Raw genomic sequence first — 19,300 nt, 5'->3', positions numbered from 1 at the left:
GGGGGACCCGTGATGGTGTGCCGCCGCTCCGCCGCCGGTGCCGGTCCTCGGCGGGAACGGGGCCGCGACTGGTCGAGCGACCTCTATACTCGGGGGGACATTTCCTTTAAGGCCGTCCGGAGAGACGGGGAAGGAGGTCGGTGTGACGGCACGGATCGTGCTCAACGGCGCTGACATCTCGCGTGCTCTGACGCGCATCGCCCACGAGATCCTCGAGTCGAACCGGGGAGCGCAGTCGCTGGTGATCCTCGGGATCCCCACCCGCGGCGTGGTCCTCGCCCGGCGGATCGCCGATGCCATCGCCCGCATCGAGCCCGACGCCGCCCCCGTCTTCGCCGGCGCCCTCGACGTGACGATGTACCGGGACGACCTCTCCCGCCACCCCGTGCGCACCCCCGCGAGGACGACCGTCCCCGCGACCATCGACGGGCGCACCGTCGTCCTCGTCGACGACGTGCTCTTCTCGGGGCGGACCATCCGCGCCGCGCTGGACGCCCTGAGCGACATCGGCCGCCCGCGCGCCGTCCGCCTCGCCGCCCTGGTCGACCGCGGCCACCGCGAGCTCCCCATCCGGGCCGACTTCGTGGGCAAGAACCTTCCGAGCAGCCTCAGCGAGAGGATCAACGTGCGCCTGGTCGAGACCGACGGAGAGGACCTCGTCGCCATCGAGTCCGCCCGCGACGGTGGATCCGACGGACGGAGCGACGCGTGAAGCACCTCCTCTCGACCCGCGACCTCGACCGCTCCTCCGCGATCGGCCTCCTCGACATCGCCGAGGACATGGCGGACGTGCAGAACCGGGAGGTCAAGAAGCTGCCGACTCTGCGCGGGAAGACGGTCGTCAACCTCTTCTTCGAGGACTCCACCCGCACCCGGATCTCGTTCGAGGCGGCCGCCAAGCGGCTCTCGGCCGACGTGATCAACTTCAGCGCCAAGGGCTCGAGCGTCTCGAAGGGCGAGAGCCTCAAGGACACCGCGCAGACCCTCGCCGCGATGGGCGCCGACGGAGTCGTCGTGCGGCACAGCGCCTCGGGCGCCCCGGCCGTGCTCGCGGCGAGCGGCTGGATCGACGCGTCGATCCTGAACGCCGGCGACGGCACGCACGAGCACCCCACGCAGGCGCTGCTCGACGCCTTCACCATCCGCCGGCGCCTGCACGGCCCGTCGGCCTCCCGCGGCAAGGGCCTGGACGGAGTCGCGGTGACGATCGTCGGCGACATCCTGCACTCGCGGGTCGCGCGGTCGAACGTCTGGCTGCTGACGGCGCTCGGCGCCGAGGTGACCCTCGTCGCCCCGCCCACCCTGGTGCCGGTCGACACCGCCGGCTGGCCCGCGACCATCCGCTTCGACCTCGACCACGCCCTCGACTCGGGCCTGCCCGACGTCGTGATGCTGCTGCGCATCCAGCTCGAGCGGATGTCGAGCGGCTTCTTCCCCAACGGCCGCGAGTACGCGCGCATCTGGGGTCTCGACGACGAGCGCCTCGCCCGGTTGGGCCCCGATACCATCGTCATGCACCCCGGACCCATGAACAGGGGCGTCGAGATCTCCTCGGCCGCCGCCGATTCGAGCCGCTCCACGGTGCTCGAACAGGTCACCAACGGAGTCTCGGTCCGGATGGCCGCGCTCTACCTGCTGCTGTCCGGCGAACGGGAGATCCACTGATGAGCACGCCACTGACCAGCACCCGCGGACACGGGCGGATCCTGATCTCGGGGGCGACCCTCGCCGACGAGAGCACCGCCGACGTCCTGATCGACGGCGGAGTCGTCGTCGACATCGGAGCCGACCTCGACTCGAGCGGGGCCCGCGTCGTCGACGCCGACGGCCTGCTGGCGCTGCCCGGCCTGGTCGACCTGCACACCCACCTCCGCGAGCCCGGCTTCGAGCAGAGCGAGACCGTGCTCACCGGATCGCGCGCGGCCGCCGCAGGAGGCTTCACCGCCGTCTTCGCCATGGCCAACACCTCCCCGGTGCAGGACACGGCCGGGGTCGTCGAGCAGGTGCAGAGCCTGGGCGAGGACGCCGGCTACGCGACGGTGCGGCCGATCGGAGCCGTCACCGTGGGCCTCGCGGGGGAGTCCCTCGCCGAGCTCGGCGCGATGGCCCGCAGCCGTGCCGCCGTGCGGGTCTTCTCGGACGACGGGAAGTGCGTCTCGGACGCGCTGCTGATGCGCCGCGCGCTCGAGTACGTGAAGGCCTTCGACGGAGTCGTCGCGCAGCACGCTCAGGAGCCGCGGCTCACCATCGGCGCGCAGATGAACGAGGGAGCCGTCTCGAGCGCCCTCGGACTCACCGGGTGGCCCGCAGTGGCGGAGGAGGCGATCATCGCCCGCGACGTCCTGCTGGCCGAGCACGTCGGCTCCCGCCTGCACGTCTGCCACGTCTCGACCGCCGGCTCGGTCGACGTGATCCGCTGGGCGAAGGCGCGCGGGATCGACGTGACCGCCGAGGTCACTCCCCACCACCTGCTCCTGACCGAGCAGCTGATCGCGGGGCAGGACGGGGGCGGCGGCTACGACGCTCGCTTCAAGGTGAACCCGCCGCTGCGCCGCGACGAGGACGTCCTGGCCCTCCGCGAGGCCCTCGCCGACGGCACGATCGACATCGTCGCGACCGACCACGCCCCGCACCCCGTGGAGTCGAAGGACTGCGAGTGGGATGCCGCCGCGTTCGGCATGGTCGGTCTCGAGAGCGCGCTCTCGGTCGTCCACGCCGCGGTCGTCGACGACGGCCGGATGACCTGGTCGGACATCGCGCGCGTCCTCTCCGCCGCTCCGGCGCGCATCGGCCGGCTCGACGGCTACGACCGCGGTCTCGCGGTGGGCGCGCCGGCGAACGTCGTGCTCTACGACCCGGAGGCGCGCCGCCGCTTCTCCACGGCCGACCTGCGCGGCCGCAGCGCGAACTCGCCCTACCTCGGCCGAGAGCTGCCCGGTCGCGTCGTCGCCACGTTCCACGACGGCTACCCCACGGTGCTCGACGGCCAGCTCGTCGATGCCGTCGAGGTCGCCGCCGCCGCGAGGTCCGCCCGTGGATAGGACCGTCATCACGATCGTCATCGCCGCGGTCGTCGTCCTGGTGTTCGCCGGGATGGCGCTGTCCTGGCGCGCGCGTCGTCGCCGCTCCGCCGACCTCGCACCCGAGGCCGTGCCGGCCGAGTCGCTGGGCGCCGAGCTCGAGTCGGTCGAGCTGCCCTACGTCGCCACGACCCGCTTCGAGCAGCCGCTCGAGCGCGTGGTGCTGCCAGGCCTCGGCTTCCGCGGGAAGGCGACACTGCGCCTCCACGAGCGCGGCGTGGTCCTCGCGCCGGTCGGCGAGCGCGAGACCGTGATCCCGGCGGCCCTGCTGCGCGGGGCGGGCGAGGGCAGCTACGCCATCGACCGCGCCGTCGAGGAGGGCGGCCTGCTCGTCCTCTCGTGGTCGCCGCGCGGTGCCGAGACGGTCGACTCCTACCTCCGCGTCGCCGAGCCGCCCCTGCGTCGGCACCTCGTCGCCGAGATCCGCCGGCTCGCCGGCCCCTCCTCCTCCCCCTCCACCCCGGGAGCCGCCGACGGCGACTCCTCCCCGACCCAGAAGGGCTCCTAGTCCGTGCCAACGTCACGCCTCAGCACCGAACCCACCGCCGTCCTCGTCCTCGAGGACGGGCGACGATTCTCGGGTCAGGCCTACGGCGCGCGCGGGCGCACCCTCGGCGAGATCGTCTTCGCGACCGGCATGACCGGCTACCAGGAGACCCTGACCGACCCGTCGTACGCCGGGCAGATCGTGGTGCAGACCGCGCCGCACATCGGCAACACCGGGACCAACGACGAGGACAAGGAGTCGCGGCGCATCTGGGTCGCCGGCTACGTCGTCCGCGATCCCTCCCGCGTCGTCTCGAACTTCCGCGCCCAGCGCTCGCTCGACGACGATCTCGAGTCCGACGGCATCGTCGGCATCTCGGGTGTCGACACCCGCGCGATCACCCGCCACATCCGCTCGGCCGGCTCGATGCGCGCCGGGGTCTTCTCGGGCGACGAACTCGCCCTGGGGGAGGAGGAGCAGCTCGCGCTGGTCCTCGGCGGCGCGCAGATGGAGGGGATGAACCTCTCCTCCGCCGTCTCGACGACCGAGCAGTACACGGTGCCCGCCCAGGGCGAGCGCGTGGGCTCCGTCGCGGTCATCGACCTCGGAGTGAAGACCTCGACCGTGCACTACCTGTCGGAGCGCGGCTTCGACGTCCACGTGCTGCCGGAGTCGATCACCGCCGACGAGGTCCTCGCGCTCGACCCGTCCGCCCTCTTCTTCTCGAACGGACCGGGCGACCCGGAGGCCTCCGACCGCCACGTCGACCTGCTGCGCACCACGCTGCGCGCCGACCTGCCGTTCTTCGGCATCTGCTTCGGCAACCAGCTCCTGGGTCGCGCGCTCGGCTTCGGCACGTACAAGCTGCCCTTCGGCCACCGCGGCATCAACCAGCCGGTGCTCGACAAGCTGACCGGCCGCGTCGAGATCACCGCGCAGAACCACGGCTTCGCGGTGGACGCGCCCATCGACGGCGAGCTCGACTCGCCCGAGGGCTTCGGCCGCGTCGAGGTCAGCCACTACAGCCTGAACGACTCCGTCGTGGAGGGACTGCGCTGCCTCGACATCCCCGCCTTCTCTGTGCAGTACCACCCCGAGGCGGCCGCCGGACCGCACGACTCGAACTACCTCTTCGACCGCTTCCGCGCCATGGTCGTGCAGCGCACGGCCGAGCAGGGCGGCGCCGAGCCCGCGAACGACATCCTTTCGACCAGCACCACCGGAGAGCAGAAGTAATGCCGCGCAGGGAAGACATCAACAGCGTCCTCGTCATCGGCTCCGGCCCGATCGTGATCGGCCAGGCGGTCGAGTTCGACTACTCGGGCACCCAGGCGTGCCGCGTGCTGCGCGCCGAGGGGGTGCGCGTGATCCTCGTCAACTCGAACCCGGCGACGATCATGACCGACCCCGACTTCGCCGACGCCACCTACGTCGAGCCGATCACCCCGCAGGCGATCGAGGCGATCATCGCCAAGGAGAAGCCGGACGCGATCCTGCCGACCCTGGGCGGCCAGACCGCCCTCAACGCGGCGATCCAGCTGCACGACCTCGGGATCCTCGAGAAGTACGACGTCGAGCTGATCGGCGCGAGCTTCGAGGCGATCAACCGCGGCGAGGACCGCCAGATCTTCAAGCAGCTCGTGCTGGACGCGGGCGCCGACGTGGCGAAGTCCTACATCGCGCACACCGTCGAGGAGGCGATCGAGTTCGCCGAGGACCTCGGCTACCCGCTCGTCATCCGCCCGTCCTTCACCATGGGCGGTCTCGGCTCCGGCTTCGCGTACACCCGCGAGGAGCTCGTGCGCATGGTCGGCGACGGGCTGCACCAGAGCCCCACCACCGAGGTGCTCCTCGAGGAGTCGATCCTCGGCTGGAAGGAGTACGAGCTCGAGCTCATGCGCGACACCGCCGACAACACGGTCGTCGTCTGCTCGATCGAGAACGTCGACCCGGTCGGCGTCCACACCGGCGACTCGATCACCGTCGCTCCCGCGCTCACACTGACCGACCGCGAGTACCAGAAGCTGCGCGACATCGGCATCCGGATCATCCGCGACGTCGGAGTCGACACCGGCGGCTGCAACATCCAGTTCGCGGTCGACCCCGCCGACGGCCGGATCATCGTCATCGAGATGAACCCGCGCGTCTCGCGCTCGTCGGCCCTCGCCTCCAAGGCGACCGGCTTCCCCATCGCCAAGATCGCGGCGAAGCTGGCCATCGGCTACCGCCTCGACGAGATCCCGAACGACATCACGAAGGTCACCCCGGCGAGCTTCGAGCCCACGCTCGACTACGTCGTGGTCAAGGTCCCGCGCTTCGCGTTCGAGAAGTTCCCGGCGGCCGACAAGACGCTGACGACCACCATGAAGTCGGTCGGCGAGGCCATGGCGATCGGCCGCAACTACGCCCAGGCCCTGCAGAAGGCGCTCCGCTCGCTCGAGAAGCGCGGCTCCTCCTTCCACTGGGGCGAGCAGCAGCATTCGGTCGAGGAGCTCCTCGAGATCGCGAAGACTCCGACCGACGGCCGGATCGTCACGGTGCAGCAGGCGCTGCGGCTGGGCGCGAGCGTCGAGCAGGCGTTCGAATCCACCAAGATCGACCCCTGGTTCCTCGACCAGATCGTGCTGATCAACGAGATCGCCGACCTGGTGCGCGAGCACCCGTCGCTGGACGCCGGGCTGCTGCGCCTCGCGAAGGACCACGGATTCTCGGACCTGCAGATCGCGGAGCTCCGCGGCCTCGAGGAGGCGGAGGTGCGCGCCACCCGTTACGAGCTGGCCGTCCGCCCCGTCTACAAGACCGTCGACACGTGCGCGGGGGAGTTCCCCGCGCTCACCCCGTACCACTACTCCTCGTACGACGAGGAGACCGAGGTCGTCGCGGCCGACCGCCGCAAGGTCGTCATCCTCGGCTCCGGCCCGAACCGCATCGGCCAGGGCGTCGAGTTCGACTACTCGTGCGTGCACGCCTCGTTCGCCCTCTCGGAGGCCGGCTACGAGACGATCATGATCAACTGCAACCCCGAGACGGTCTCGACCGACTACGACACCTCGGACCGCCTGTACTTCGAGCCGCTGACCCTCGAGGACGTCCTCGAGGTGATCCACGCGGAGTCGCAGTCCGGCGAGCTCGTCGGCGTCGTCGTCCAGCTCGGCGGCCAGACCGCCCTGGGCCTGGCGAAGGGCCTCGAGGAGGCGGGGGTCCCGATCCTCGGCACGACCCCCGCGGCGATCGACCTCGCGGAGGAGCGCGGCGCGTTCTCCCGCATCCTCGACGAGGCCGGTCTGCTCGCTCCGCGCAACGGCACGGCGATCGACCTCGAGGGCGCGCTCGGCGTCGCGACCGGCATCGGCTTCCCCGTCCTCGTCCGCCCGTCGTTCGTCCTCGGCGGCCGCGGCATGGAGATCGTGTACGGCGCCGCGCAGCTCGAGGACTACTTCGAGCGGATGGCCGACCAGGGCATCATCGACGCGACCCACCCGCTGCTCGTCGACCGCTTCCTCGACGACGCGATCGAGATCGACGTCGACGCGCTCTACGACGGTGAGCAGCTCTACATCGGCGGAGTGATGGAGCACATCGAGGAGGCCGGGATCCACTCCGGCGACTCGGCCTGCACCCTTCCGCCGGTGACCCTCGGCCGCCGGCAGATCGACGAGGTCCGCGACGCGACGCTCGCCATCGCGCAGGGCGTCGGGGTCCGCGGACTCCTCAACGTGCAGTTCGCGATCGGCCAGGGCGTGCTCTACGTCCTCGAGGCGAACCCGCGGGCCTCGCGCACCGTGCCGTTCGTGTCGAAGGCGCTCGGCATCCCGCTCGCCAAGGCGGCGTCGCGGCTGATGGTCGGCGAGACGATCGCCGAGCTCAAGGCCGAGGGCCTGCTGCCCGAGCGCGACGGCTCCGATGTGCCGATGGACTCGCCGATCGCGGTCAAGGAGGCGGTCCTGCCCTTCAAGCGGTTCCGCACGAAGGAGGGTCAGATCGTCGACTCCCTCCTCGGCCCCGAGATGCGCTCCACCGGCGAGGTCATGGGCATCGACCGCGACTTCCCCCGGGCCTTCAAGAAGAGCCAGGACGCGGCCTACGGCGGCATGCCCTCCTCCGGCACCGTCTTCATCTCGGTCGCCGACCGCGACAAGCGGGCCATCGTGCTGCCGGCGCTGCGTCTGCGCCAGCTCGGCTTCGAGATCCTCGCGACCGAGGGCACCGCGGAGGTGCTGAACCGCAACGGCATCCCGACCCGCATCGTCCGCAAGTACAGCGAGGAGGCCGTCGGCGACTCGCCGTCGATCGTCGAGCTGGTCAGCCGCGACGAGGTCGACGTCGTGATCAACACGCCCAGCGGAGGAGCATCCCGGGCCGACGGGTACGAGATCCGCGCCGCCGCGGTCGCCGCCGACAAGCCGTTGTTCACGACCATCGCCCAGCTCGCGGCCGCCGTCGCCTCGCTCGATGTGGCCGACGAGCCCTTCGAGGTCACGAGCCTGCAGGACTACGCGCTGCGTCGGGCGGAGCGCCTGGCGTGACCGAGTCGTTCGGGGCGCGCCTCGAGCGCGCCTTCGACGAGCACGGACAGCTCTGCGTCGGCATCGACCCCCACGCGTTCCTGCTGGACGCGTGGGGGCTCGGCGACGACGCCGCGGGGCTGGAGTCGTTCGGCCGCCGCGTCGTCGAGGCCGCTGCGGGGCGCGTGGGCGTGGTGAAGCCGCAGGTCGCGTTCTTCGAGCGCCACGGATCGGCGGGCTACCTCGCGCTCGAGCGAGTCCTCGCCGACGCGCGCGCGGCCGGGCTCCTCGTGATCGCCGACGTCAAGCGCGGCGACATCGGCACGAGCGTCACCGCCTACGCCGAGGCGTGGCTCCGCCCGGGCTCGCCTCTCGAAGCGGATGCGATGACCGCCTCCGCCTATCAGGGGCTCGGCTCCCTCGACGGCATGCTCGAGCTCGCCGAGGAGGCGGGGAAGGGCGTCTTCGTCCTCGCCGCCACCTCCAATCCGGAGGCCGGACCTGTGCAGCGCGCGCTCGTGCAGGACGGCGAGCACGCGGGATCCCCCCTGGCCAGCGCCGTGCTGGCGGACGTGGCATCCTGGAACGCGCACAACGCGCGCTCCCCGATCGGCTCGGTCGGCGTCGTCCTGGGGGCCACGGTCGCCCTGAGCGACTACGGCATCCGGACCGACACGGCGCTCACCCCGGGGCTCCCGGTGCTGGCACCCGGCTTCGGCCACCAGGGCGCCGGCGTCGCGGACGCGCCCCGGCTGTTCGGGGCACTCGCGGCGACGACCCTCGTGAGCGAGTCGCGCAGCGTGCTCGGCGCCGGTCCCGACGGGATCGCCGCCGAGATCGACCGCCGCGCCCGAGACATCCAGGAGACCCTTGTCCGCTGAAGCCGCCCCCGCCGATCCCGGGACCGTCGCCGCCCCCCGCCGGCCGTCGCCTCCCGAGGTCGACCGCCGTGCCGCCTCCGCCGCGGCCATCGCCGCCCGGCGCGCTCGTGCCGGCGTGAAGAAGGACGTCGCCTCCGGCGAGCGTCCGGCGACGGCCGTGCTCGCCGCCGCGCAGAGCGACCCGACCGGCGTCGAGGGGCGGATGCGCGTGAGCGAGCTCCTGCGCTCGGTGCCCGCCCTCGGCGTGGTCAAGACCCCGCGCGTGATGGAGCAGCTGCAGATCGCTCCGTCCAAGCGCCTGGGCGGCCTCGGCCGCCGCCAGGTGGAGGGACTCCACTCCTTCCTCGAGCAGCGCGAGGCGCGTCAGCGTCGCGGGGAGCGCACTCGCCTCGTCGTCCTCGCCGGACCGACGGCGGTCGGCAAGGGCACCGTGTCCACCTACATCCGCGAGAACTACCCCGAGGTGCTGCTGTCCGTCTCGGCGACGACGCGCGCGCCGCGCCCGGGCGAGATCGACGGCGTCAGCTACTACTTCGTCGACGACGCCGAGTTCGACCGGATGGTCGAGGCGGGGGAGTTCCTCGAGTACGCGACCGTCCACAACGCCTACCGCTACGGCACTCCGCGCGGGCCGATCGACGCCGCCCTCGCGCAGGGGCGCCAGGTCATGCTCGAGATCGACATCCAGGGCGCGCGGCAGGTGCGCGAGCGCATGCCGGACGCCCGACTCGTCTTCCTCCTCCCGCCGAGCTGGGACGAGCTCGTGCGCCGACTGGTCGGCCGGGGCACCGAGAGCCCGGAGGAGCAGCAGCGCCGGCTGGCGACCGCGCGCATCGAGCTGGCCGCGCAGGACGAGTTCGATTTCGCCGTTGTGAACAGCACCGTGCCCGAAGCGGCCCGCGAGGTCGTAGAATTAATGTCGCCTCGTTCCGACGGCGCGCCCGCCGACCCGGGCCGCTGACGTCCGGGCCACCGACCACCTCCGGGCCGACGCCCCGATCGCCGACTGGGATCCGCCCTCCGGTGCCGCGGCGTCGAGCGCCTCCGGAGCCGCAGATCGGCACTCACGCGCCCCGCAGCGCTGACAAGCTGACAAGTCAACAAGGAGACACCATGGCCAACAACCTCGGCATCATCGACCCGCCCATCGACGAGCTCCTCTCGAAGGTCGACTCGAAGTACGCGCTGGTGATCTTCGCCTCCAAGCGCGCGCGTCAGATCAACGACTACTACGCCGACCTCCACGAGGGCAGCCTGTTCGACAACGTCGGCCCGCTGGTCGACTCGACCATCGACGACAAGCCGCTCTCGGTCGCTCTCCACGAGATCAACGAGGACAAGCTCGTCGCCCAGCCCCTCGCCGAGTAGTCCGGCCCCCTCCGGGTGCGCTCCTCGCAGAAGACCGCTCGGCGGTTGAACGTCGTCGTCGGGATCACCGGCGGCATCGCCGCCTACAAGGCGGTCGGCGTGGTGCGCGCCCTGGTCCTCGAGGGGCACGACGTCCACGTCGTGGCCACCGAGGCCGCGCTCCGCTTCGTCGGGAAGCCGACGCTCGAGGCGATCTCGCGGAACGCCGTGCACACCGAGCTCTACGAGGGCGTCGCCGAGGTCCGGCACGTGGCGATCGGCCAGGCGGCCGATCTGATCGTCATCGCCCCGGCGACGGCGCACACCCTCGCCAAGCTCGCGACGGGTCTCGCCGACGACCTCCTCGGCAACACCGTCCTCGCGAGCACGGCCCCGCTCGTCGTAGCCCCGGCGATGCACACCGAGATGTGGGCGAATCCGGCGACCGTCGCGAACGTCGAGACCCTCCGCTCGCGCGGCGTCCACCTCGTCGGCCCCGCCTCCGGTCAGCTGACCGGATCCGATTCCGGACCGGGGCGGATGGAGGAGCCGGCGACGATCGTCGCCGAGGCCCTCGCCGTCCACCGGCGCTCGGTCGGCGCGAAGCGCGACCTCGAGGGGCTCCGCGTGCTCGTGACCGCGGGCGGCACCCGCGAGCCGCTGGACCCCGTCCGCTTCGTGGGCAACCGCTCGAGCGGTCGCCAGGGCGTCGCCCTCGCCCTCGCCGCCGCGGCCAGGGGAGCGAGCGTCACCGTGCTCGCCGCCAACCTCGACGTAGAGGCCCCCCGCGGGGTCGAGGTCGTCGCCGTCGGCACGGCGCTCGAGCTGCGGGAGGCGGCACTCGCGGCCGCCGCCGACGCGGACATCGTCATCATGGCCGCGGCCGTGGCCGACTATCGTCCTGCCGACGTCTCGGAGTCGAAGATCAAGAAGGAGCAGCAGGGCGATCGTCTGGTCCTCGAGCTCGTCAAGAACCCGGACATCCTGGCCGAGATCGCGGCGGCGCGGACGGGGAACCAGCTCGTGGTCGGCTTCGCCGCCGAGACGGAGCCGGATCGCGAGGCGATGCTGGCCCTCGGACGCGCCAAGATCGCGCGCAAGGGCTGCGACCTGCTCGTCCTCAACAGGGTCGGCTGGACCGAGGGTTTCCAGAGCGACAGCAACACCGTCGTCGTCCTCGATCGGGCCGGGGATATAGTGATCGAGGCTTCCGGCACGAAGGCGTCGGTGGCCGACCGCGTCCTCGACGTGGTCGCGCGCTAGCCGACGGCGGCTGCTCTCAGGCGGTCCCGTGCGTGCGCGGACGAGGTCCGAGCGCGGCACCTCCACCGGTCGGGCGCGGAACACCCCTGAGCTCGGCGATCCGTGTCCGCACGACTCCGCGCCCCGCTGCCGTCGCCGGTGGTCCCGCTCTCCGTGGGCGCGCTCGACGCCCCGGCCTCTGCCCCCGGAACGAAATGAGACCCCCCGTATGACCTCCTCCGGATCGCTCCGCCTGTTCACCTCCGAGTCCGTGACCGAGGGTCACCCCGACAAGATCTGCGACCAGATCTCGGACCGCATCCTCGACGCGCTGCTGCGCGAGGACCCGAAGAGCCGGGTCGCCGTCGAGACGCTCGTCACCACCGGCCTCGTGCACGTGGCCGGTGAGGTCTCGACCACCGGCTACGTCGAGATCCCCAAGATCGTGCGCGACACGATCGTCGAGATCGGCTACGACTCCTCCGAGAAGGGATTCGACGGCCGCTCCTGCGGGGTCTCCGTCTCGATCGGGCAGCAGTCGCCCGAGATCGCCGCGGGCGTCGACACCGCGCTCGAGGTGCGCACCGACTCCGCCGACGACGACGCGTTCGACCGTCAGGGCGCCGGCGACCAGGGTCTGATGTTCGGCTTCGCGACCGACGAGACCCCCGAGTACATGCCCCTGCCGAGCTGGCTCTCGCACCGGCTCGCCGAGCGCCTCGCGGCCGTCCGCAAGTCGGGCGAGCTCGACTACCTCCGCCCCGACGGCAAGACCCAGGTCACGATCGGCTACGACGGCACGACGCCGCGCTCGATCGACACCGTGGTGCTCTCGACGCAGCACGCCGAGCACGTGAGCACCGAGACGATCCACGCCGACATCGAGGCGCACGTGATCCGACCGGTCCTCGAGACGGTCGACCTCGACTCCTCCGCCGTCCGCCTGCTGATCAACCCGACCGGACGCTTCGAGATCGGCGGCCCGCAGGGCGACGCCGGGCTCACGGGCCGCAAGATCATCGTCGACACCTACGGCGGAGCGTCGCGGCACGGCGGTGGCGCGTTCTCGGGCAAGGACCCGTCGAAGGTCGACCGCTCGGCGGCCTACGCGATGCGCTGGGTCGCCAAGAACGCCGTCGCGGCGGGTCTCGCCCGGCGCCTCGAGGTGCAGGTCGCCTACGCGATCGGCAAGGCCGCCCCAGTCGGCCTCTACGTCGAGTCGTTCGGCACCGGCACGATCCCCGACGAGCAGATCACGGAGGCGATCCGCTCCGTCTTCGATCTGCGTCCCGCCGCGATCATCCACGCGCTCGACCTGCTCCGCCCGATCTACTCGCAGACCTCGGTCTACGGGCACTTCGGCCGCGAGCTCCCCGACTTCACCTGGGAGCGCCTCGACCGCGTCGACGACCTCCGCTCCGCCGCGGGCCTCTCGTAGCGGGCGCGGCGCAGGCGGTGGAGACCTCCTCCGGCGCATCGGACGTCGTCGCGCGCGTCCTCCTGGACTCCCCGCTGCCCCAGCTCGACCGCCTCCTCGACTACGCCGTCCCCGAGTCGATGCTCGCGGACGTCCGGCCCGGCGTACGGGTCCGCGTGCCGCTGCGCACCGGCGGGCGCATCGCCGACGCCTTCGTCGTCGAGGTCGGCCAGGGGTCCGAGCACGTCGGGACCCTCAGCGACATCGAGGAGCTGGTCTCGCCGGTCGTGGTCCTCACGCCCGAGGTGTGGGCGCTGGCGCGCCGCGTGGCCGACCGGGCCGCCGGCGGCGCGAGCGACGTGCTTCGCCTGGCCGTGCCGCGCCGGCACGTGCGGGTGGAGCGCGCGCACCTGGCGGCGGAGCCGGTCGTGGTCCCGGTGCCGGTGGCAGCGGCTCCCGTCGCGGGGTACGCCGCCGACGCCTTCGACTCCCTGGCCGTCGGCGATCGCCTCGCCGTGGGCGCGGTTCCTGCGCCGGTGCAGCTCTCGACGGGAAGGTGGGTCGGCGGCTGGGCTCTCACGCTCGCCGAACTCGCGCGCAACACCGTGGTCGCGGGCGGCGACGCGATCCTGGCGGTGCCGGACTACCGCGATCAGGAGCAGCTCGAGCTCGCGCTGGCGGATCTGCTGCCCGCGGAGCTCGTCGTGCGGCTCGACGCCCGGCAGAAGGGAGCGGAGCGCTACGGCGCGTTCCTCCGCTGCCTCGGGCCGGGTCCGAGGGTGATCGTCGGCAACCGCTCCGTCCTCTACGCACCCTCGCGGGCTCCGCGCCTGATCGCGCTGTGGGACGACGGCGACCCGCTCTTCGCCGAGCCGCTCGCCCCGTACGCGCACGCGCGCGACGTCGCCCTCGTGCGCCAGGAGCACAGCGGAGCCGGACTCGTGCTCCTCGGCCACACCCGCACCGTCGAGGTCGAGCGCCTCGTCGAGATCGGCTTCGCGGCCGAGGTCGAACCGCGCCCTGCCAAGCGGCCGCACGTCGTGCCGACCGCCCAGCAGTCGTCGGCCGACGAGCACGACGCCGCGGCCCGCATCCCGTCGTCGGCCTGGCGGCAGGCGCGCCTCGGACTCGACTCGGGCCCCGTCCTCGTCCAGGTCGCGCGCCCGGGCTACGCGCCCGTCGTCGCCTGCGCCCGCTGCCGCACGGTCGCCCGCTGCAACCGCTGCCAGGGTCCGCTCGCCGTGCACGCCGCGGGCGCCCGGCCGAGCTGCGGCTGGTGCGGCCTGATCGCCGCCGAGTGGCGCTGCTCGGTCTGCGAGGCCACGGCGCTCCGACTCGTGACCCTCGGCGCCGGTCGCACGGCGGAGGAGCTCGGCCGCGCGTTCCCGGGAGCGAAGGTCGTCGTCGCCGACGGCCAGCGCCCGGTCCTGACCCTGCCCGACGAGCCCGCGCTCGTCGTCGCGACTCGGGGAGCCGAGCCCCGGGTGGACGGCGGCTACCACGCCGTCCTCCTCCTCGACGGCGAGCGGATGCTGGCGCGCGAGAGCCTGCGCGTCGCCGACGACGCCCTGCGCACCTGGTCCAACGCCGCCGCCCTGGCCCGGCCCGGCGCCCCGGTCCTGCTCGTCGGAGTCGGCGGACGGATCGCGACCGCCCTGGCCACCTGGCGCCAGGCCGAGTACCTCCGGGCCGAGCTGCTGGAGCGGCGCGCCCTCCGCTTCCCTCCCGCAGTGCGTCTGGCCACCGTCAGCGGCGACGCCCACGCGGTCGAGGAGGCGCTCGATGCGCTGGACGAGAGCGACCGGCACGAGGTCCTCGGCCCGGTAGGGCTGGAGGACGGCTCCGTCCGGGCCATCGTGCGCTTCGACTACGCTCGCGGTGCGGAAGTCGCCGCCCGGCTCCGATCCGCTGTCGTGCGGAACGCCACCCGTCGCCGCCGACCGCCGACCACCCCCGGCCGCTTCCGCCCGGCCCCGAAGCTGCGGGTCCGCCTCGACGATCCCGACATCCTCTAGTCCCACCCGCACCACCGCCACCCAGGAGCCCCTCGTGCGCCTCGTCTTCGCCGGCACCCCGGCTCCCGCCGTCCCGACCCTGCGCGCCCTCGCCGCCTCCGGTCACGAGATCGTGGCCGTCGTCACCCGCGAGGACGCGCCCGTCGGGCGCAAGCGCGTGCTGACGCCCTCGCCGGTCGCGGTCGTCGCGGAGGAGCTCGGCCTCCCCGTCCTGAAGGCGAACCGCCTCGACGAGGCCGTCACCGACCGCCTCGAGGCGCTGGCTCCCGAGCTCGGCGTGATCGTCGCCTACGGCGGGCTCGTCCGCGCCCGGCTGCTCGCCGTGCCGGTGCACGGTTGGATCAACCTGCACTTCTCGCTCCTGCCGCGCTGGCGCGGAGCGGCGCCGGTGCAGCGCGCGCTGATGGCGGGGGAGGGGACGATCGGCGCGAGCGTGTTCCAGCTGGTCGCGGAGCTCGACGCCGGGGACGTCTACGCCGAGCTGTCCGAGGAGGTGCGCGACCGCACGGCGGGGGAGCTCCTCGAGGTGCTCGCCGACTCCGGCGCCGCGTTGACGGTCGAGGTCGTCGAGGCGATCGCGGCGGGCACCGCCCGGGCCGTCCCGCAGTCCGGCGAGGTGACGCTCGCTCCCAAGCTCGACGTGGCGGACGGCCGCCTGGACTGGTCCGCGCCGAGCGCCCGCGTCCTCGCGCTGATCCGCGGCACGACCCCGGAGCCCGGCGCCTCCGCGGCCGTCGGCGACGCGCGGCTGAAGGTGCTCGCGGCTCGCGCGGTCCAGGAGGCCCCGACCCTCGAGCCCGGCCGGGTGCTCGTCGAGCAGGGCCGCACGCTGGTCGGCACCGGCGACGGAGCCGTCGAGCTCGTGACCGTGCAGCCCGCGGGCAAGAGGCCCATGGCCGCCGCCGACTGGGCCAGGGGCCTGCGCGAGAGCACGGTGCTGCGATGAGCGCCCGCCGCGAGGCCGCCCCCGCCCGCCGCGTCGCCTACGACGTGCTGCGCGCCGTCAGCGGGTCGGACGCCTACGCCAACCTCGTCCTCCCCGGCCGGATCCGCGCCGCGGAGCTCTCGCCCGCCGACGCGGGCCTCGCGACCGAGCTCTGCTACGGCACCCTGCGGATGTCCGGCTACTACGACCGGGTGATCGTGCTGGCGGCGGGCCGCCCGATCGAGTCCGTCGATGCGCCCGTCCTCGACGCGCTCCGCCTCGGAGTGCACCAGCTGCTCAGCACCCGGGTCGCTCCGCATGCGGCGGTGAACGAGAGCGTCGCGCTCGTGGCCGCCGACGGCTCCCGGGGAGCCGTGGCCTTCGCGAACGCCGTGCTCAGGACCGTCTCGCGGGGCTCGTCCGAGGAGTGGCGGGAGCGCGTCTCGGCCGCCGCCGTCTCGGCTGACGACCGCATCGCCGCGCTGAGCTCGCATCCGCTCTGGATCGTCAAGGCGCTGCGCCGCGCCCTGGCCGCCGAGGGGCGGGCCGACGAGCTCGACGCCCTGCTCGCGGCCGACAACGCGGCTCCGCGGGTGAACCTCGTCGCGCTCCCGGGTCTCGCCGAGGCATCCGAGCTCCCCGACGCCGCGGAGGACCGCTGGTCGCCCGTCGGCCTCGTCAGCACCGGCGGCGATCCCGAGGCCGTCGACGCCGTGCGGGAGGGGCGGGTGCGAGTGCAGGACGAGGGATCGCAGCTCGCGGCGCTGGCGCTGTCGCGCGTCCGACCGATCCGCCAGGGGGAGCGCTGGCTCGACCTCTGCGCCGGCCCCGGCGGCAAGGCCGCTCTGCTCGCGGCGGAGGCGCGTCTCGGCGGGGCCTCGCTGCTCGCCAACGAGGTCGTGCCCGGCCGGGCCGGCCTCGTCCGGCAGGCCCTCGCCGCGGTCGACCCGGACGTCGAGGTGCGCACGGGCGACGGACGCGATCTCGGCGCCGAGCAGCCCGGCGCGTTCGACCGGATCCTCCTCGACGCCCCGTGCACCGGCCTCGGGGCCCTGCGCCGACGACCGGAGGCGCGCTGGCGCAAGACCGCGGCGGACGTCGAGCCGCTCGCGTCCCTCCAGGGCGAGCTCCTCGACTCGGCGCTCCTGGCCCTCGCCCCGGGCGGCGTGCTCGCCTACGTCACGTGCTCGCCGCACCTCGGCGAGACGCGGCGGGTCCTGGCGCTGGCCCAGGAGCGCTACGGCGACGGCCTCGAGCTGATGGACACTCCCGAGGTCCTCCGCGGCGTCACCCTCGACGAGCTCGACCTGCCGGAGGGAGCGCGTCACGTCCAGCTCTGGCCGCACCGGCACGGCACCGACGCCATGTTCATCCAGCTGCTGCGGCGAGCCGAGCCGTCCGAGTCGATCTCCTAGGCTGGTCGGCATGCCTGCACGGATCAACCCCAGCATCCTCTCCGCCGACTTCGTCAACTTCGAGGCCGAGCTGCAGCGGATCGCCTCGGCCGATCTCGTGCACGTCGACGTGATGGACAACCACTTCGTCCCGAACCTCACGTTCGGGCTCCCCATGGTGCAGCGCCTCCAGGAGGTGTCGCCGCGGCCGCTCGACGTGCACCTGATGATCGACGACCCGGACCGCTGGGCGCCCGGGTACGCCGAGACGGGCGCGTTCTCGGTCACCTTCCACGCCGAGGCGGCGCGCGACGCCGTGGCCCTCGCCCGGCGCCTCCGCGACATCGGCTCGCGCGCCGGGATCGCGCTCAAGCCCGGAACGGCCGTCGAGGAGTACCTCGACCTGCTGCCCGAGTTCGACCAGGTGCTCGTGATGACCGTCGAGCCCGGCTTCGGCGGCCAGTCCTTCATGGAGGAGACGATGCCCAAGCTGCACGCGCTCCGCCGCGCCGTCCGCGACTCCGGACTCGACGTCTGGCTGCAGGTCGACGGCGGGATCGCCCCGGGCACCATCGAGATCGCCGCCGAGGCGGGCGCCGACACCTTCGTGGCCGGCTCGGCCGTCTTCGGCGCCGACGACCCCGAGAAGGCGATCGCCGCCCTCCGCGACACCGCATCCTCGATCCTGCACCGCCACTGATCCTGCCCCGGGGCGCCGCGCGTATAGACTTCCCCGGTGAAAACTTTCGACGACCTCTTCGCTGAGCTGGGCGAGAAGGCCGCCGCGCGACCCGAGGGCTCGGGCACGGTCCGCGAGCTCGACGCCGGTGTGCACTTCATCGGCAAGAAGATCGTCGAGGAGGCCGCCGAGGTCTGGATGGCCGCCGAGTACGAGGGCGACGAGCGGACCGCGGAGGAGATCTCGCAGCTGCTCTACCACCTCCAGGTGCTGATGCTGGCGAAGGGCCTGACGACGGCCGACGTCTACCGACATCTGTGAGCCTCCCTCCGATCGCCGGAGTGCGCCGACGCTCCGTCGCCGCGCGCTCCCACGCACATCGAGGCGCGTCCGCGACCGCAGCGTCGTCGACGAGACCGCCGCTCACCGAATCACCCTCGAGCTCCAGAGGACGTCCTGCCGTGACCACCACCCCGCCCGCGCTGCTGCGCGTCGCCGTGCCCAACAAGGGTTCGCTCTCCGAGACCGCCGGCCAGATGCTGGCCGAGGCCGGCTACGTCGGCCGCCGCGACCCGAAGGAGCTGCACATCGTCGACGAGCGCAACGGCGTCGAGTTCTTCTACCTCCGTCCGCGCGACATCGCGACCTACGTCGGCTCCGGCGCCCTCGACGTCGGAGTGACGGGCCGCGACCTGCTCATCGACTCGGGCTCCGAGGCCCGCGAGATCGCGAGCCTGGGCTTCGCGAACTCGACCTTCCGCTTCGCCGGTCCGGCCGGCCGCTACACCGAGCTCTCCGAGATCGACGGACTGCGCGTCGCCACGAGCTACCCCGGCCTCGTCGGCTCCTTCCTCCGCGAGCACGGCGTCGAGGTGTCCCTCATCCGCCTCGACGGAGCGGTCGAGTCGGCGATCCAGCTGGGCGTCGCCGATGTGATCGCCGACGTCGTCGAGACCGGCACCACCCTCCGCAAGGCGGGCCTCGAGATCTTCGGACCGGTCATCCTCGACTCCACGGCCGTGCTCGTGTCGGCCGCGGGGGAGCCGGAGGGCATCCCCGTCCTGCTCCGCCGGCTGCAGGGTGTCCTGGTCGCCCGCGAGTACGTGCTGCTCGACTACGACTGCCCGGTCGCGCTCCTCGAGCAGGCCACAGCGATCGCTCCCGGCTTCGAGTCGCCGACGGTCTCGCCGCTGCACGACGCGGAGTGGGTCGCCGTCCGCGTCATGGTTCCCCGCGCCGACATGAACCAGGTCATGGACCGCCTCTACGACCTCGGCGCCCGCGCGATCCTGGTCACGTCGATCCACGCCGCGCGCCTCTAGGACAAC

17 protein-coding genes are annotated in these 19,300 nt (G+C 72.8%); all 17 read left to right on the top strand.

Translation table 11 applies throughout. The features are described from left to right. Positions 1-142: 142 nt before the first annotated feature. On the top strand, positions 143-712 hold the full coding sequence (gene pyrR / locus C1I63_RS14870; RefSeq protein WP_107575278.1) for a bifunctional pyr operon transcriptional regulator/uracil phosphoribosyltransferase PyrR: 570 nt from the start codon (positions 143-145) through the stop codon (positions 710-712). Continuing rightward, on the top strand, positions 709-1,665 hold the full coding sequence (locus tag C1I63_RS14865; protein ID WP_107575277.1) for an aspartate carbamoyltransferase catalytic subunit: 957 nt from the start codon (positions 709-711) through the stop codon (positions 1,663-1,665). Before pyrR ends, C1I63_RS14865 begins: the two co-directional genes overlap by 4 nt. Continuing rightward, positions 1,665-3,041 (top strand): dihydroorotase, encoded by a 1,377-nt coding sequence (locus C1I63_RS14860; RefSeq protein WP_107575276.1) that lies wholly within the window; start codon positions 1,665-1,667, stop codon positions 3,039-3,041. The genes C1I63_RS14865 and C1I63_RS14860 overlap by 1 nt, the downstream gene beginning before the upstream one ends. After that, a complete protein-coding gene (locus C1I63_RS14855) occupies positions 3,034-3,588 on the top strand; it encodes a PH-like domain-containing protein (RefSeq protein ID WP_107575275.1) in 555 nt (184 codons plus the stop codon). Before C1I63_RS14860 ends, C1I63_RS14855 begins: the two co-directional genes overlap by 8 nt. A 3-nt stretch (positions 3,589-3,591) precedes the next feature. Continuing rightward, a complete protein-coding gene (gene carA / locus C1I63_RS14850) occupies positions 3,592-4,803 on the top strand; it encodes a glutamine-hydrolyzing carbamoyl-phosphate synthase small subunit (RefSeq protein WP_107575274.1) in 1,212 nt (403 codons plus the stop codon). After that, positions 4,803-8,093: a carbamoyl-phosphate synthase large subunit gene (gene carB / locus C1I63_RS14845; protein ID WP_107575273.1), complete on the top strand. Its 3,291-nt coding sequence runs from the start codon at positions 4,803-4,805 to the stop codon at positions 8,091-8,093. The genes carA and carB overlap by 1 nt, the downstream gene beginning before the upstream one ends. Beyond that, positions 8,090-8,953 (top strand): orotidine-5'-phosphate decarboxylase, encoded by an 864-nt coding sequence (pyrF, locus tag C1I63_RS14840; RefSeq protein WP_107575272.1) that lies wholly within the window; start codon positions 8,090-8,092, stop codon positions 8,951-8,953. The genes carB and pyrF overlap by 4 nt, the downstream gene beginning before the upstream one ends. Continuing rightward, on the top strand, positions 8,943-9,914 hold the full coding sequence (gene gmk, locus C1I63_RS14835; RefSeq protein WP_055791823.1) for a guanylate kinase: 972 nt from the start codon (positions 8,943-8,945) through the stop codon (positions 9,912-9,914). Before pyrF ends, gmk begins: the two co-directional genes overlap by 11 nt. A 152-nt stretch (positions 9,915-10,066) precedes the next feature. Next, positions 10,067-10,321, top strand: coding sequence for a DNA-directed RNA polymerase subunit omega (gene rpoZ / locus C1I63_RS14830; RefSeq protein ID WP_055791825.1), 255 nt, complete (start codon positions 10,067-10,069; stop codon positions 10,319-10,321). A gap of 45 nt (positions 10,322-10,366) precedes the next feature. Continuing rightward, positions 10,367-11,563, top strand: coding sequence for a bifunctional phosphopantothenoylcysteine decarboxylase/phosphopantothenate--cysteine ligase CoaBC (gene coaBC, locus C1I63_RS14825; protein WP_107575891.1), 1,197 nt, complete (start codon positions 10,367-10,369; stop codon positions 11,561-11,563). A 208-nt stretch (positions 11,564-11,771) separates the two neighbouring features. Continuing rightward, the gene (metK, locus tag C1I63_RS14820; protein WP_107575271.1) at positions 11,772-12,980 is read left to right on the top strand and encodes a methionine adenosyltransferase; all 1,209 of its coding nucleotides are present in this window, start codon (positions 11,772-11,774) and stop codon (positions 12,978-12,980) included. Positions 12,981-12,997: 17 nt separating this feature from the next. Continuing rightward, positions 12,998-14,974, top strand: coding sequence for a primosomal protein N' family DNA-binding protein (locus C1I63_RS14815; RefSeq protein WP_107575270.1), 1,977 nt, complete (start codon positions 12,998-13,000; stop codon positions 14,972-14,974). Positions 14,975-15,008: 34 nt separating this feature from the next. Then, positions 15,009-15,920 (top strand): methionyl-tRNA formyltransferase, encoded by a 912-nt coding sequence (gene fmt / locus C1I63_RS14810; RefSeq protein ID WP_107575269.1) that lies wholly within the window; start codon positions 15,009-15,011, stop codon positions 15,918-15,920. Beyond that, entirely contained in the window at positions 15,917-17,314 is a 1,398-nt protein-coding gene (locus C1I63_RS14805; RefSeq protein ID WP_107575268.1) for an RsmB/NOP family class I SAM-dependent RNA methyltransferase, read from the top strand. Before fmt ends, C1I63_RS14805 begins: the two co-directional genes overlap by 4 nt. A 10-nt stretch (positions 17,315-17,324) precedes the next feature. Then, complete coding sequence (gene rpe, locus C1I63_RS14800) at positions 17,325-17,993, top strand: ribulose-phosphate 3-epimerase (RefSeq protein WP_055791839.1); 669 nt, start codon at positions 17,325-17,327, stop codon at positions 17,991-17,993. A gap of 36 nt (positions 17,994-18,029) precedes the next feature. Beyond that, positions 18,030-18,293, top strand: coding sequence for a phosphoribosyl-ATP diphosphatase (locus tag C1I63_RS14795; protein ID WP_055791842.1), 264 nt, complete (start codon positions 18,030-18,032; stop codon positions 18,291-18,293). A 161-nt stretch (positions 18,294-18,454) separates the two neighbouring features. Then, positions 18,455-19,294 carry an ATP phosphoribosyltransferase gene (gene hisG, locus C1I63_RS14790; protein ID WP_107575890.1) on the top strand — a complete coding sequence of 280 codons (840 nt, stop codon included), beginning with the start codon at positions 18,455-18,457 and terminating at the stop codon, positions 19,292-19,294. Positions 19,295-19,300: the final 6 nt, after the last annotated feature.

This window comes from Rathayibacter caricis DSM 15933 (assembly GCF_003044275.1).
In the GTDB taxonomy this organism is placed as follows: Bacteria; Actinomycetota; Actinomycetes; order Actinomycetales; family Microbacteriaceae; genus Rathayibacter; species Rathayibacter caricis.
Note: the sequence above shows the minus strand (reverse complement) of the source record. Positions and strands in the feature narration are given on the sequence as shown.

Coding starts and splice junctions, on each gene's coding strand:
- carB (WP_107575273.1), top strand. CDS start 4,803: ATGCCGCGCAGGGAAGACATCAACAGCGTCCTCGTCATCGGCTCCGGC.
- C1I63_RS14860 (WP_107575276.1), top strand. CDS start 1,665: ATGAGCACGCCACTGACCAGCACCCGCGGACACGGGCGGATCCTGATC.
- metK (WP_107575271.1), top strand. CDS start 11,772: ATGACCTCCTCCGGATCGCTCCGCCTGTTCACCTCCGAGTCCGTGACC.
- C1I63_RS14805 (WP_107575268.1), top strand. CDS start 15,917: ATGAGCGCCCGCCGCGAGGCCGCCCCCGCCCGCCGCGTCGCCTACGAC.
- rpe (WP_055791839.1), top strand. CDS start 17,325: ATGCCTGCACGGATCAACCCCAGCATCCTCTCCGCCGACTTCGTCAAC.
- rpoZ (WP_055791825.1), top strand. CDS start 10,067: ATGGCCAACAACCTCGGCATCATCGACCCGCCCATCGACGAGCTCCTC.